Source organism: Eggerthella sp. BIOML-A4, from assembly GCF_009875575.1.
Classification (GTDB): Bacteria; Actinomycetota; Coriobacteriia; order Coriobacteriales; family Eggerthellaceae; genus Eggerthella; species Eggerthella lenta.
In genome coordinates this window covers 73,664-88,310 of the sequence record NZ_WWRX01000005.1, presented here as the reverse complement: position 1 = coordinate 88,310, position 14,647 = coordinate 73,664, and the positions used below count along the sequence as shown (strand labels likewise).

Genomic DNA, 14,647 nt, shown 5'->3' with positions numbered 1-14,647 from the left:
GGATGAGCGGATAACGATCGGAAGGCTCCCGATGGAACTGCAGCAGCTCAGGTACTTCGACGAAGTGGCGCGCACCCAGCATGTGACGAACAGCGCGAAGAAGCTCAACGTGGCTCAGCCCGCCCTCACCCAGTCGATCCGCCGGCTCGAACGCGAGCTGGGCGTGACCCTGTTCGAGCGCGTGGGACGCAACGTGCGGCTGACCGCGTGCGGCGAGGCGCTTCAGAAGCGCATCGCGCCGCTGCTGGCGGCCCTCGACGAGCTGCCCGAGGAGCTTGCCGTGGTAGCCGGGCAACAGCGGGCCGCCGTCCATCTTGCCATCGAATCGGCCTCGGGGCTGGCGGTGGACGCCATCGCGGCCTACCGCTCGGCGCATCCCGACGCACGTTTCGTGGTGACGCAGGAAGCCTCCTCCCGACGTTGGGACCTGCGGGTCCGCACCGTGCGCGCAGAGAGCGCGGACCCCCGCGCTCGCCGTTTCTTCGAACGCATCGGCATCGCCGTGCCCGCCGAGCGCGCCTCGCAGGAACCCCTGCCGCTGTCCGACCTCGCCGACGAGCCGTTCATCTGCCTCGCCGGAAGCCGCACGTTTCGCGCGGTATGCGACGAAGCGTGCGCGCATGCCGGGTTCGTGCCGCGCGTGGCGTTCGAAAGCGACAGCCCCGCCGTGGTGAAGAACATGATCGGCTTGGGGCTGGGCGTGGGCTTTTGGCCCGAACGCAGCTGGGGAGGCCTCGACGATAGTAGCGCGCGCCTGGCGAGCATAGCCGACGCGCCGTTCGCCCGCACCATCGAGATCGCCCCGACAAGCGGCCCCCTTAGCAAAGAAGCCGCGGCGTTCCACGGCTTCCTCGTCTCGTTTTTCGAAGAACGCTGGCGCGAACCCTCGCCCCTATGCTCCTAGGATCTTCGCCGCCACCTGCTTCTTCCTGCTGAGGATGCCGGGCATCCAGGTGCCGCCTTCGCCCGTGCAATGGATGCCGAACACGCGGTTGACGATGCGGCGGTTGCCCTCGCACATGAACTGGCTGCCCTCGGCCACGATATCGGTGACCAGCAGCAGCACGAACTCGTAGCCGTGGTCGTCGCGCAGACGGCGCATATGCTCGCGGATCTCCTCTTCGCGTTTCATGACGGCGGGAAGATCCACCGTCTCGTGCTGCGCGATGAGAACGGTGGCGTCGCCGATCTGGAACTCCTTGGCGTCGGCGCCGACGAGCTTGTCGACGGGCATGTCGTCCTCGCCGCCGCGGCACTTGAACACGGCAAGGCCGAATTCGGTGGGATCGACGCCCGCGATGCCGGCGAGATAGGCTACCTGCTCGTGATCGGTCGGCGTGGCGGTGGGCGACTTGAGGATGACGGTGTCGGTCATCACGGCCGACAGCAGCACGCGCGCGATGGCCGGAGGCATCTCCACGTTGTGGCGGCGGAACTCCATCGTGACGATGGTCGCCGTGGAGCCCACGGGAAGGTTGAGGAACTGGATGGGGTTGGCGGTCATCACGTCGGCGATGCGATGATGGTCGACGATCTCGACGACCTCGGCCTCCTCGATGCCGTTGGCGGCCTGGCGCGTCTCGTTGTGGTCCACGAGCACCACCTTGCGCTTCGGGCGCACGGCCACGTCCGAGCGCGTGACGATGCCGATGGCGAGGCCGTCGTCGTTCAGCACGACGGCCTCGCGCAACGCGCTGGCCATGAGGTCTTCGATAGCCTCCTTGAGCAGGCCCTCCTTGTCGAGGATGAGCACATCGGTCTCGGTGATCTCGTCCACCTTCTGGCCGAGCGAGGCGATGAGGTCGCCGGCGACCGCCATCTCGTTCGCCCCTCCGTCCTCGAGGGCGTCGGTGGCGGCGATGTAGCGCTCGGCGATCATGCGCGTGGTGATGAGTCCACGGTAGGTGCCGTCGTCGTTCGTCACCACGAGCGCGCGCACGTTGTGCTGGCGCAGCAGGCGACCCGCTTCGAGCAGCGTGGCGTTATGGCCGATGGATATGGGGTTCGGCGTCATCACGTCTCCGACGCGCGCATGCACATGACCCACGATCTCGGGCGCGTGGATACCGCTCTCTTCCAGAACCCAGGCGCTCTCCGGAGGCAACGGCCCCAAGCGGGCGGGAACGTACGTCTGGAACGGCTCCCCCTCGCCGGCCGCACGGCGCGCCAGCTCGTTCTTCAGGTAGGCGTAGCCCACTGCCGAGGAGATGGAATCGTTGTCCGGGTTCTTGTGGCCCACGACGATGATCGGTGCCGACATTGCTGTACTCCTTACCCGGGGATGCCGCACGCACGCCGCATCCCGCTCGCTTAGCTTGTCATGAGGGTGTTCGCCGCCGCATACCGAGCCGCGCGGCGCCGAGAGCCACAGTATAGCGGCACCGGCGAAGCGAACGGCGGCCGATCAGCCTTTTCGAGCGCAAACGTCACGAAAGAGCCAGAAAGAGCGCACGAGACGGCTGCGACAGTCCGTGATACCATAGGCGCGCACCATCCCCGCGCCCGCCCCCTTCCCTACCCGTCAATCGAGGAGCATCTATGAAAACTATCGGCCTCTCCGACGTCATCGGCCCCATCATGGTGGGTCCTTCGAGCTCGCACACGGCGGGCGCGCTGCGTATCGCCTACATGGCTCGACGGCTGTGCCTGGCCGAGCCGAAGACGGTGGAGTTCAGGCTGCTGGGGTCGTTCGCGCACACGCTGACCGGGCACGGAACCGACAAGGCGCTCGTGGCGGGCATGCTGGGGCTGGCCGCCGACGACCTGCGCATCCGCGACTCGTTTCAGCTTGCGGGGGATGCGGGACTCGCGTTCTCGTTCGTCACGCTTCCCGACGAGGAATACGACCATCCCAACACCATCGACATGCGCATCGTGGACGCCGCAGGCAACGCGATGAGCGTGCGCGGCGAGAGCATCGGAGGCGGAGCGGCCGTCATCCGCAAGATCGACGACATCGACGTGCGCATCACCGGCGAGAGCACGAGCATCGTCGTGCGCCAGCGCGACGAGACCGGCGTGCTGGCGCACATCGCGCAGAGCATCAGCGACGAAGGCGTGAACATCGCCACCACGCGCATGTACCGCGAGCGCAAAGGCGACATCGCCTACACCGTGCTGGAAACCGACCAAGAGGTGGACGGCGCCGCGAAGGCCGCCATCGAGGACCACCCCGCCATCCTGGACGTGCGCGTCATTCCCGGCGACGCGCGCCCCGGCTGCGGGTCCGTTGACGCGCCCGACGCGGAGGAGGCGCTGCAGCGGTTCGCCGAGGCGGACTTCGGCACCGGAGCCGCGCTTCTGGCATGGTGCGAAAAGCACGGCACGACGCTATCGGAGGCGTTTCTCGCCCGCGAGGCGGCGCTGGCCGAGAGCTTGGGATACGCCGACCGCTCCCTTGCGTATTTGCACGAGACGCTGGACGTGATGAAATGCGCCGCGCAGCGCCCCATCGACGAAGCGCTGCCTTCCATGGGCGGCCTCATAGGCGGCGAAGCGCGCAAGCTGGCCGATCTGCGCGAGCGCGACGGCGAGCTGTGCGACGACCAGCTGTCGTGCGCCATCGCCTACGCGATGGCGGTGCTGGAGACGAACGCGTCGATGGGTCGCATCGTGGCCGCGCCCACGGCTGGATCGTCTGGCGTGCTGCCCGGCGTGCTGCTGGCGCTGCAGCGCACGCGCGGGCTATCGGATGGCGATCTTGCGCGCGGCCTGGCGGCGGCCGCCGCCATCGGGTACCTCATCACGCGCAACGCCACGGTATCGGGCGCGGAGGGCGGCTGCCAGGCCGAGATCGGCTCGGCCGCCGCGATGGCCGCGGCGGCGTCGGTCGAGCTCATGGGCGGCGCTCCCGCCCAATGCCTCGACGCGGCCAGCAACGCGCTGACCAACATGATGGGCCTCGTATGCGACCCCATCGCAGGCCTTGTCGAGGAACCTTGCCAGAAGCGCAACGCTGCCGGCGCCGCCGTCGCGCTGGTCAGCGCGCAGATCGCACTCGCAGGCATCGGCAACCTGGTCGACTTCGACCAGACGGTGGAGGCTATGCGAAAAGTGGGTCGAACCTTGCCGTTCGAACTGCGCGAAAGCGCTCTCGGGGGCATAGCCGCCGCGCCGACGGCCTGCGCCTACTGCCCGGGGTGCAACTAGCGCGCCGGCCGAGACTCGGCGGGCGAACAACCGGAACGGGCATCTGCACCGAGGGGCCCGCATCCCCGCATCCCGGGCCCCTCGGTTAATCCAAATCGAGATCGGGATAAGCTCCCAGGTCGACAGCTTGTATGGCGAGGCAGCCGGGGCCGCCCTGCGTGATGAACGCGGGGCCCAGGTCGAAGACGCCGTGGCGGCATCCCGGAAAGCGCCCGGACAGCATACCGGACGCCTCGTCGGCCCGCACGCGGTTGTCTGCATGGCTCACGCCCAGGAAGAAGCCATCGCCCACGCCCCGAGCCTCCAGGTCGTCGGCGATGGCGTTGACGGCTTTCGCGAACGAGCGCGCCACCTTCATCTTCTCGAGGCGCGTACCGTCGTCGGTCTGCTTCATGACGGGAAACGCCTTCACGAGATGAGCGAACGTCGCCGCGAGCGGCGTGAGGCGCCCGCCGCGGCGCAGGTAGTCGAAATCTTCGGGAATAAGGTAGGAGTGAGCGGTAGCGATCTGGGCATGCAGCGTCTCGAGGACGGCCTTTGCGTCCGTCCCCTGTTCGGCCAGCCGCACCGCCGTGCAGGCCAACACCCGATGGGGCACGCACAGCGTGCGCGTGTTCACCACGTGCACGCGATCGGGACGGCGCGCCTGCTTGACGAGGCCGCACGCCACCTCGTAGGCGCCCGACAGCCCGTCGGCCATGGCGAGGTGGATCACCTCTTCGTCGGTGTCGTAAGCCTTCAGGGTGAGCGCCGGAGGAGGCGATGCGCTCTGCGGCAGCGCGCCCGCGCGTACCTTCGCCAAGAACTCCTCGGCCGACACGTCCTCGTATTCGAGCCAGCTTTGGCCGTCGATGGCCACGACGAGCGGAAGCACGGCCATGCCGCGCCGCGCGCCCTCCTCCATCGAGAACATAACGGAAGAGTCGGTAACGATCTTCATGGTGAACCTCTTTCTCTCGCCAGCCGGACGAAGAGCGCGGGGTTGCAGATCGGTGGCGACCGCACGTCATCGACGCGTCTATCATGCGGTATAGCGCACCGCGTTGCAAGAGCCTGGGCGAAAGAAGAAGCCGAAACGCCTAAAAACGACGAGGCCCGCACCGTTTCCGATGCGGGCCTCGCGCTAGCCGATCTTGACGATGGGCGCGTAGTCTTTGAGGAGCTTCTTGGTCTGACCGGTTTTGGAGAACTTCACGAACAGCGTGTCGCCGTCCACCTTCGTCACCTTTCCGCGGCCGAACGTCTTGTGATCCACGGTGTCGCCCGTGGAGAACGTCATCTTCGCGGCGGCCTTCTTCTCGGCGCCCGGGCGCACGTAGGAACCGCCCACGCGCGCGGCGCGCTCGTCGCTGCGGCCGGACGAACCCGACGCGCTGGAGCGGCCGAACACGCGGCCGCCGCCCGCCTCGGTGCCGCTGCCGGCGATGCCCTTGCGGCTGCCGCGCTTCTCCCAGCCCGTGCCGCTGAAGCCCGCCGAGCCGAGGCCCGTGGTCTGGCGCAGCTCGGAGGGGATCTCCTGGATGAAGCGCGAGATGGGGTTCGACGATGTCTGGCCGAAGATCTGGCGCGCGTAGGCGCAGGTGAGGAACAGCTTCTTGCGGGCGCGCGTGATGGCCACGTACGCGAGACGACGCTCCTCCTCGATGCCGGCCGCATCGCCCACGCTGTTCATGTGGGGGAACAGCGTCTCCTCCATGCCGGCCACGAACACGCAGTCGAACTCGAGGCCTTTCGACGAGTGCACGGTCATCATGGTGACGGCATGGCCGTCCTCGGCCACCGTGTCGAGGTCGGTGCGCAGGCGCACCCACTCGATGAAGTCGGCCAGCGAGTCGCCGCGCAGGACGCGCACGGGGCTCTCCTCGGCCGGAGCCGCAAGCTCGTTCGCGCCCGCGAAGGCGTAGAACGAACCCGCGGGGGCGTCGGCGGACGAGGGGACGGGGGCGAGCGCGGGGGCGTCGGCCGGCTCGGCCGTGGGAGCCTCGTACAGAGCGTCCTCGTCCTCGTGGGTTTCGGTGAACTCGTCGACGACGCCGAGGAACTCCTGGATGTTCTCGATGCGGCCGCGCGCCTCGTCGGTGTTCTCGGCCTGCAGCGCGCCGATGAGGCCGCTCTTGTCGATGATCATCTCGATGACCTTGCGCAAATCGCCGCCGTAGGTGCGCGCCTCGTTGACGAGGCCCACGAACTCCCCGATGGCCTGGCGCGCCGACGCGCGCAGCTCCGGGTCGACGATGGCCAGCTCGGCGCCTTCCATGAACGTCATGCCCATCTCGCGGGCGAACTGCTCGATGCGCTCGATGGTGGTCTTGCCGATGCCGCGCCTCGGCACGTTGATGACGCGCTTCGCCGCGATGTCGTCGGCCGGGTTCACCACGAGCGTGAGGTAGGCCATGACGTCGCGGATCTCGGCGCGGTCGAAGAAGCGCGTGCCGCCGACGATGCGGTACGGCACGCCGGCGCGCAGCAGCATGTCTTCCAGCATGCGGCTCTGCGCGTTCGTGCGGTAGAACACGGCCACCTGGTTGTACGACAGCCCCGCCGCGCGCTGCTTCTCGATCTCGCCGGCGATCCAGCGGCCTTCATCGCGCTCGTCGGCGGCCATGTACACCTGGATCTTGTCGCCGTCCTCGGCGCTGGTGAACAGCTTCTTCGCCTTGCGGTGCTGGTTGTTCGCGATGACCGCGTTCGCGGCCGCCAGAACGTTGCCCACGCTGCGGTAGTTCTGCTCGAGCTTCACGGTGTGCGCCGTCGGGTAGTCCTGCTCGAACTCGAGGATGTTGCGCAGGTCGGCGCCGCGCCACGAGTAGATGGACTGGTCGTCGTCGCCCACCACCATGATGTTCTTGTGCCCCTCGGCCAAAAGCCCCGTGATGGAGTACTGGGCGTGGTTCGTGTCCTGGTACTCGTCCACCATGATGTAGCGGAAGCGCTGCTGGTAGGCCGACCGCACGTCCTCGTGGTTCTTCAGCAGCAGGTAGGCGTACAGCAGAAGGTCGTCGAAGTCGAAGGCGTTCGCGGCCTTGAGGCGCTCCTGCAAGCGGGAGTACACGCGCGAGGCCACCTTCCCCACCGGGTCGCCCGCTTCCTTCTCGAAGGCGCTCGGCACGACGAGCTCGTTCTTCGCCGTGGAGATGCGGTTCATGAGGGCGTTCACAGGGAAGCGCTTTGGGTCGATGTCCAGCTCGGCCATGATCTCCTTGTACAGGCGCTTCTGGTCGTCGGTGTCGTAGATGGTGAAGTTGCGCGTGAATCCCAGCTTCTCGGCGTCGGAGCGCAGCATGCGCACGCACATGCTATGGAACGTCGACACCCACATGCCGCGGCAGCGAGGGCCCACCAGGCCGTTCAGGCGCTCGCGCATCTCGGCGGCCGCCTTGTTCGTGAACGTGATGGCGAGGATCTCCCACGGAGCCACGTCGTGGTTCTCGATGAGGTTCGCGATACGGTACGTGAGCACGCGCGTCTTGCCCGAGCCGGCGCCGGCGAGCACGAGCAGCGGCCCGTCGACGGTGACGACCGCCTCGCGCTGCGGCCCGTTCAAGCTGTCGATATCGATTGACATATGAGCAGTCTCCTGACGGATGGAGGTGAAACAAAGCTTTCGTATTCTACCGCTTTTCCCCTCCGGCAACTGGCAAACGCGCGCAATCTGCGCAAGCGCAGGGGCCGCTACGCAAGCGCCTCCGCCAGCTCGTCGACAGGCGCTTCGGAACGCTTCGCGACCGGCGGCGCTCCCCCGTCATGCGAACCGGGACGGTCGGCGCCCAGCGCGTCGCCCCACATGGACAGCTCGGCGCCGTGCTCCACGAGGTTCGAGCACTCGTTGCCCGCGCGCTCCAGGCACAGCAGCAGCTGGTTGTACACCGCCTTGTTCTCAGGCGCGCACTGCCGGCTGCCCACGCGGCGGAAGTGGGCCTTGCGCGCCCGGCTCTGCCGCTTGACGATCTGGCGGCGACGCTCGTCGAGCACCTGCTCGGAGGCGGTGCCTCCGTCGCTCAGGAACCGCAGCACCGCGTCGTACATGTCCGCCACCATCGCGGCGCTTTCGGCCAGCTCCTCGCGCGCCTCGTCCGAGAAGGGCTTCTTCGACGAGAGGCGCTCGCCGTACAGCGCGGCCGCTTCGCCGCAGCGCGAGCCGATGCGGCCCGCCGCGTCCACGATGAACATGAGGTCGGATATCTCCGCGGCCTGCCGCTCGGACGTCGCGCCGGCGCTCAGCAGCTCCACCGCGTAATTCGCAAGCTCGCCTTCCGCGGCTTCCACCTGCGCGCAATCGGCTTGGAGCGCCTTGAGCGCGGCGGCGTCCCGGTTCGCGATGGCCTCGGGCAGCGCGGCCAGCATGGCGCGCACCTTGTCGCAGTACTTCTGCAGCTCCTCGCCGAACATCCTGATGGCGAACACCGGCTGACCGAGGATCTTGTCGTCGAGGACGACGAGCGCGCCCGGCGCCGCCTCGCCGGCCTTGCCCGGCACGAGAAACGTCACGATCTTCACCATAGCCCCGATGAACGGCAGCCATAGAAGCGTGCAGACGATGTTGAACGTGGTGTGCGCGTTCGCGATCTGGCGCGCGATGACGTCCAGCTCGGGGCCGGGCGTGAGAAGCTGCACGAACTGCGCGATAAGCGGCACAAACCAGATGAACACGAACGCGCCCGTGACGTTGAACACGCTATGCGCCACGGCGGTGCGCTTCGCGTCGCGCGACTGCCCGATGCAGGCCAGAAGCGCCGTGATGGTGGTGCCGATGTTGTCGCCGAGCAGGATGGGGATGGATCCCTGGAGGCCCAGCACGCTGGTCACGCCGTCGGGGCCGGGCTGCGAGGCGAAGCTCTGCAGCACCGCGATGGTGGCGCTGGAGCTTTGCACGACCAGCGTCATCACGGTGCCCGCCGCAACGCCGAGCGCGGGGATATCCTTCACCTGGTCGATCATCGCCAGGAACACCTCGCTTTGCGCGAGCGGCTTCATGACCGCGCCCATGGTGTCGATGCCCACGAACAGCAGGCCGAACGCGAACACGGTCTGGCCGATGTTCTTGACGCGTTCGTCCTTCGCCGCGAACCACACGATGAAGCCGACGAACACGATGAGCCAGATGTAGTCGCTGAGCTTGAACGCCATGAGCTGCGCGGTCATGGTGGTGCCGATGTTGGCGCCGAAGATGACGGCGATGGCCTGGCGCAGCGTCATGAGGCGCGCGCTGACGAAGCCGATGGCCATGACCGTGGTGGCGCTGGAGCTTTGCAGCACAGCGGTGGCCACCGCGCCCGCCAGCACGCCCAGCACCGGGTTCGAGGTGAGCATGGACAGGATCGACTTCATCTTGGCGCCGGCGGCCTTCTGCAGGCCCTCGGACATCATGTTCATGCCGAACAGGAACACGGCCAGTCCGCCGAGCAGGCCGAACACGGTTTCCATCGGAGCGTTCACGCGGGACTCCCCTTCGCATCGTCGGTTGCAAGCGCTCATGCACGCGAGTCGAAAGGATACCGGGCAGACGGTAAGGCCCCGGTCAAGGGAAGGTAAAGTTCGGGTAAAGTTTTTACAAACGGGGCGCGTCCGACGGTTTCCGAGCCGTCGGACGCGCCCGATTCCTTACACGATCTTCTTGCCGAAGACGGCGGCGATCTCGCGCAGCTTCGCCACGAGCACCTCGAACTGGTCCGGCGTCAGCTGCTGCGGGCCGTCGGACAGGGCTGCGGGCGGGTTGGGATGCACCTCGATCATGAGGGAGTCGGCGCCGGCCGCCACGGCGGCGAAGGCGAGCGACGGCACCAGGTCGCGCTGGCCGGCGGGGTGCGACACGTCGATGCACACCGGGCACAGCGACTGCTTGTGGATCACCGGGATGGCGGCGATGTCCAGCGTGAAGCGCGTGGCCGTCTCGAACGTGCGGATGCCGCGCTCGCACAGCACCACGTTGTCGTTGCCTTCCGCCGTGAGGTAGTCGGTGGCGGCCAGCCATTCGGCGATGGTGCCCGCGAAACCACGCTTGTACAGCACCATCTTGTGCGACTCGGCGGTGACCTGGCCGATTTTCTTCAACAGGCTGAAGTTCTGGAAGTTGCGCGCGCCCACCTGCAGGCCGTCCACGTAGGAGTGGACCAGCTCGCAGTGCGCCGAGTCCATGACCTCGGTGAGCGTTTTCAGGCCGTGCTTCTCGCCGGAATCGCGCATGATCTTGAGGGCCTCCTCGCCCAGGCCCTGGAACGAGTGCGGGTTCGTGCGGGGCTTGAACGCGCCGCCGCGAATCCAGGTGAGGCCGAGGCCCGCGACACATTCGGCCACTTCTTCGAACTGCTCGGCCGACTCGACGGAGCACGGGCCGGCGAAAATGGTGATCTCGTCGGTGCGGGTGCCCAAGTCGGGAATGGGGGCTATCTTCGCTTCGCTCATACGGACGGGGTCTCCTTCATGATCTTGAGAATGGTGGCGTAGATCTCGCACAGGTTCTCGTTGTACAAAGGACCCTCGTTGTAGCTGCTCACCTTCGCGAATATCTCCTCTTCGCGCTTGGCGTCGTACAAGCCCAGATGGGCTCCGGGCTTGAGACCGCGGATGACCAGCGAATGACCGGCGCGCTTGTTGAGCAAGGCGACGATCTGCTTGTCGATCTCGTCGATCTTGGCACGATGTTCTTGGATCTCCGCCAGGGAGCTGTCTCTCTCAGACATCGGCTTTTCCTCTCATGACTCTCATGCTTTAACGTGCGGTTCGACCCGCTGCCTCGCGCGAAAGCGGCGATGTTCTCGGGCGACACGTGTGCTGACATGATAGCAAAAGCGGCGCGCCCGATTGCCATGCCGGGCGAATTAGCGAGGAAGTTCATGGGATATCGCGGTCGGCGCATGCCGAAAACCGATGGAAGGGCGAAGCTGCAAGCCGCTCGGCGCCGCGGCTCCCGTTGACGGTGTACACTGGGAACGCGCGCCTCGCTGCTGCGCCGAATCCGAACCTATTGAGAGGGAAGCCTCGTTGATCTCGCAGTTCGCCGACATATTCGTGCAGATGGTCGTCCTGTTCGCCGTGGGCGCGACAGGTTACGCCGCCAAGCGGCTGAACCTCATGGACGAGGACTTCGACAAGAAGTTCTCGAAGCTCATCCTGAATACGGCGCTGCCGGCGCTTATACTGGCCTCCGTGCTGACCGCCGAAACGCTGCCCTCGGCGACGAAGATCCTCTGGACCGCGGGCGTTTCGTGCGCCAGCTACGTGGTGCTCGTCGCAATCGGATTCTCCATCACGGCCGCGCTGCGCGTGCCCGACGGACGCAAAGGCGTCTTCCGGTTCATGATGGTGTTCGGCAACACGGGCTTCATCGGCTTCCCCGTGACGGCGGCTGTTTTCGGCGCGGAGGCGCTCATCTACACGACGGTGTTCAATCTCGCGTTCAATGCGCTCGTCTTCACGCTGGGCGTGTGGATGCTCGCCACGGACAACAAATACGGCGTGAAGATCAAGATGAGCCCGAAGTCGTTCCTCTCGCCGTGCATCGTGGCCAGCGTCGCGTCAATCGCGCTGGCGTTCGCCGGCATCCACGGCGTGCCGGTGCTCGGCGAGGCGCTGGACACCCTGGGCTCGCTCACCACCCCGGCGGCTATGCTCATCATCGGCTCGTCGCTGGCCAACGTGCCGGCGCGCCAGCTGGTGGGCGGGCCGCGCCTCATGGCGGCCGCGCTCGTGCGCCTGTTGGTCGCGCCAGCGCTCGTATGGCTGCCGCTGCATTTCCTCGTGAGCGACCCCGTGCTGCTGGGCGTGATCGTGCTGCTGTCGGCCATGCCGGTGGCCACGAACGGCACCATGCTGTGCTACCAGTACGGCGGCGACAGCAAGACCATGGCGCAGGGCACGTTCGTAACCACGCTGGGCGCCGTGTTCACCATCCCGCTGCTCGCCGTGCTGTTCATGGCGTAGCGGGGCGCAGCGATAGGCGGCTGACGTCCCCGCCCTGCCGTCTATCGCGCGCGGGACGGCAGGGCAGGGACGTCGGGACGCGTTCTCGCCCCAAAGCCTCGGTTTCGGCTGCGAAAACGCGGCTTTCGGGCGACAACGTAAAGCGGCGCGCCCGAAGGCGCGCCGCGAACCGTGCGATATCTGTATGCACGACCTTTACGGCAGCATGCCCATGCTTTCGAAGACGAAGTAGCCCAGCACCAGCACGCCCACGACGATGCGGTACCAGCCGAACGCCGTGAAGTCGTTCTTCTTGATGTAGCCCATGAGGAACTTGATGGCCACCACCGACATGGCGAACGCCGTGATGATTCCCACCGCCAGCACGAGGATCTCGGTGGAGGTCATGGCGATGCCGGCCGCGACGAACTTGATGCACTTCACCAGACCCCAGCCGAACATGATGGGGATGGCCAGGAAGAACGTGAACTCGGCCGCCGCGGTGCGCGAACAGCCGGCCAGCATGCCGCCGATGATGGTGGCGCCGGAGCGGCTGGTGCCGGGGATGATGGCCAATACCTGGAAGCAGCCGATCTTGAGCGCGGTTTTCCAGTCGATCTCGTCCACGTCGGTGATCTTGAACAGCGATGCCTCGGCCTCGTCGGACACATCGCCGTACGACACGCGCGCATGGCGGCCGCGCGGCGCCTCGAGGGCGGCTTCGGCCTCGCGCAGTCGACGGCGGTTGCGGCGCTCGAGCACGATGAACACCACGCCGTACAGGATGAGCATGGCCGCCACGGTCACCTTGTTGTAGAAGTACTCGTTCACCAGATCGTCGAACAAGAGGCCGATGACGGCAGCCGGGATGCAGCCGATGGCCACCATGCCCCACAGACGCCACGTGCTCTTCTTCTCGACGGCGTCCTTCTTCGGCGAGAACGGGTTCAGCTTGTGGAAGTACAGGATGAGCACGGCCATGATGGCGCCCAGCTGGATGACCACGAGGAACAGGGCCAGAAACTCGTCGGACACCTGCAGCTTCACGAACTCGTCCACGAGGATCATGTGGCCGGTCGAGGAGATGGGCAGCCATTCGGTGATGCCTTCCACGATGCCGATGAGGAAGGCCTTCAATGCTTCGATGATCATGCGTGCGTATCCTTGGTTGGGTCGATGCGGTTATCGTTTGCGCTGATGATGGTCTTGCAGCATGGCGATGGCCAAAAGCGCCACCGACAGGCACAGCCCCATGAGGACGAACTGGGGAAGCTCTTGGCCCAGCGCGATGGTGGCAAGGGAGACGAGCGCCACTACGAGCGCCGCCATCTTGCAAAGGTAGGAGATGCGGTCGTTGAACGAGGCGTGCATCTGACGGCGCTCCTCGTCGGTGGGAGCCTCGCGACGAGGACGTTTCGCCGGGCGCGCAGGCGCGGCGACGTCGTCTGACGCGGCAGGAACGGACGCGGGCGCGTCCAGCTCCAGGTCGTCAAGCGCCTCTATGTCGTTTCGCGCGTTCTCCATGCCGGGAATTGTACACGAGGATGAGCGTGGAGCGTCGAGAAACCACAGGGGGCACATCGAGAGGGCATGCGCCTACGGGTTGCACCTGCCGCAGGGGACGTAACCGCGCGCCTCCGCCTCCTCGCGCGAGCCGTCGAAACCTTCCCGGTTGGCTGCCTTCATGTCTTCGACCGAGGGGCAATCGGGCTTGTGGAAGCGTTTCGTCTTGACGTTGAGGACGTAGGCGTACTGCGACGCATCGAAGGCGCCCTGCGATTCTAGCGAGCCGTCCAGCCGGCTCTCGCCGGTGGCGTAATCGATCTCCACCCCCGGTTGCGCGTTGTAGGCGAACACGTTGAACGAAACGCCTGAGCCGCCGTCCTCCACCGACTCGGCTTCGATGTGAACGCCACGCGCCACCAGATCGTCCCCCTCGAACACCGGCGTCGCCCGGTACAGAACGTGGTTCCCCGTCCGATCGACGTACGAAGCGACCCGGTCCTCGAGCGGAACCATGCCTCGAACGTTCATGAAACGCGTGCCCGTGACGAGGTTGCGCTCGTTGGCATTCTCCCCCGCAAGCCGATACGCGATAAGATGGCAGCGATTGTAGAGGTACGCCCCGTCGACGATGTCGTACTTGACCAGATGCCAACCCGACGGCTTCACGCTGCCGATGGAGCCGCGTTCCTCCGTCGGCATGGTCTCGGGGCCGATCAGCGCGAACGCCGTGCCGCAACGGCCGAGCCCGTCGAGGGGAGCATAGGCTTCGAGCGCGGCGAGATCGCGCTCCGCTTCGGAGAAGGAGGGCACGTTGCCGTTCACTTCAACGAACGGGTCGCCCGAGAATTCAGGCAACTCGTCAAGGGAGACGGCTTGCCTCGGGGGCTCGAGCGGCGCCTGCGTTTCGCCGGCGCACCCGGGCAGCAGGACGCCGCTTGCCAGCAGCACGCCGACAAGCAGAAGCTTCGCTAGATTCCGGGCCATCGTCCCCCCTTCGACCGTCGATTGAGTATACGGCATACATCTTACCGCGCGCGCTGCGAAGAGCCCGCCGAAGCGTCGTTTCCGCTACAATACGGGGAAACGATCGGAG

12 protein-coding genes are annotated in these 14,647 nt (G+C 66.4%); 3 read left to right on the top strand and 9 right to left on the bottom strand.

What is annotated here, in order from left to right; genetic code table 11:
* The first annotated feature begins 31 nt into the window (after nt 1–31).
* Nucleotides 32–904 (top strand): LysR family transcriptional regulator, encoded by an 873-nt coding sequence (locus GT613_RS05805; RefSeq protein WP_009304906.1) that lies wholly within the window; start codon nt 32–34, stop codon nt 902–904.
* Here the strand turns inward: GT613_RS05805 and GT613_RS05800 are convergent.
* Nucleotides 893–2,260, bottom strand: coding sequence for a putative manganese-dependent inorganic diphosphatase (locus tag GT613_RS05800; protein WP_009304907.1), 1,368 nt, complete (start codon nt 2,258–2,260; stop codon nt 893–895). The genes GT613_RS05805 and GT613_RS05800 overlap by 12 nt on opposite strands.
* Nucleotides 2,261–2,538: 278 nt before the next feature.
* On the opposite strand from GT613_RS05800, the gene sdaAA reads away from it, so the two are divergent.
* Complete coding sequence (gene sdaAA, locus GT613_RS05795; RefSeq protein ID WP_009304908.1) at nt 2,539–4,149, top strand: L-serine ammonia-lyase, iron-sulfur-dependent, subunit alpha; 1,611 nt, start codon at nt 2,539–2,541, stop codon at nt 4,147–4,149.
* Between the two features lie 85 nt (nt 4,150–4,234).
* On the opposite strand, the gene GT613_RS05790 is transcribed toward sdaAA, so the two are convergent.
* From GT613_RS05790 to GT613_RS05770, 5 genes are all read right to left on the bottom strand, one after another.
* The gene (locus GT613_RS05790) at nt 4,235–5,089 is read right to left on the bottom strand and encodes a DegV family protein (RefSeq protein ID WP_009304909.1); all 855 of its coding nucleotides are present in this window, start codon (nt 5,087–5,089) and stop codon (nt 4,235–4,237) included.
* A 183-nt stretch (nt 5,090–5,272) separates the two neighbouring features.
* Nucleotides 5,273–7,714, bottom strand: a complete 2,442-nt coding sequence (locus tag GT613_RS05785) for an ATP-dependent helicase (RefSeq protein WP_009304910.1) — start codon at nt 7,712–7,714, stop codon at nt 5,273–5,275.
* A gap of 107 nt (nt 7,715–7,821) precedes the next feature.
* Entirely contained in the window at nt 7,822–9,585 is a 1,764-nt protein-coding gene (locus tag GT613_RS05780) for a Na/Pi cotransporter family protein (RefSeq protein WP_009304911.1), read from the bottom strand.
* A 165-nt stretch (nt 9,586–9,750) separates the two neighbouring features.
* Nucleotides 9,751–10,551: a 3-deoxy-7-phosphoheptulonate synthase gene (gene aroF / locus GT613_RS05775; protein WP_009608857.1), complete on the bottom strand. Its 801-nt coding sequence runs from the start codon at nt 10,549–10,551 to the stop codon at nt 9,751–9,753.
* On the bottom strand, nt 10,548–10,829 hold the full coding sequence (locus tag GT613_RS05770) for a chorismate mutase (RefSeq protein ID WP_009304913.1): 282 nt from the start codon (nt 10,827–10,829) through the stop codon (nt 10,548–10,550). Before GT613_RS05770 ends, aroF begins: the two co-directional genes overlap by 4 nt.
* A 301-nt stretch (nt 10,830–11,130) precedes the next feature.
* On the opposite strand from GT613_RS05770, the gene GT613_RS05765 reads away from it, so the two are divergent.
* Nucleotides 11,131–12,069, top strand: a complete 939-nt coding sequence (locus GT613_RS05765; RefSeq protein WP_009304914.1) for an AEC family transporter — start codon at nt 11,131–11,133, stop codon at nt 12,067–12,069.
* Nucleotides 12,070–12,264: 195 nt separating this feature from the next.
* On the opposite strand, the gene GT613_RS05760 is transcribed toward GT613_RS05765, so the two are convergent.
* The 3 genes from GT613_RS05760 to GT613_RS05750 all read right to left on the bottom strand — a co-directional run bounded on the left by GT613_RS05760 (nt 12,265) and on the right by GT613_RS05750 (nt 14,538).
* Nucleotides 12,265–13,200, bottom strand: coding sequence for an undecaprenyl-diphosphate phosphatase (locus GT613_RS05760; RefSeq protein WP_009304915.1), 936 nt, complete (start codon nt 13,198–13,200; stop codon nt 12,265–12,267).
* Between the two features lie 30 nt (nt 13,201–13,230).
* Nucleotides 13,231–13,572, bottom strand: coding sequence for a hypothetical protein (locus tag GT613_RS05755; protein WP_009304916.1), 342 nt, complete (start codon nt 13,570–13,572; stop codon nt 13,231–13,233).
* A 72-nt stretch (nt 13,573–13,644) separates the two neighbouring features.
* On the bottom strand, nt 13,645–14,538 hold the full coding sequence (locus tag GT613_RS05750; protein WP_009304917.1) for a DNA/RNA non-specific endonuclease: 894 nt from the start codon (nt 14,536–14,538) through the stop codon (nt 13,645–13,647).
* Nucleotides 14,539–14,647: the final 109 nt, after the last annotated feature.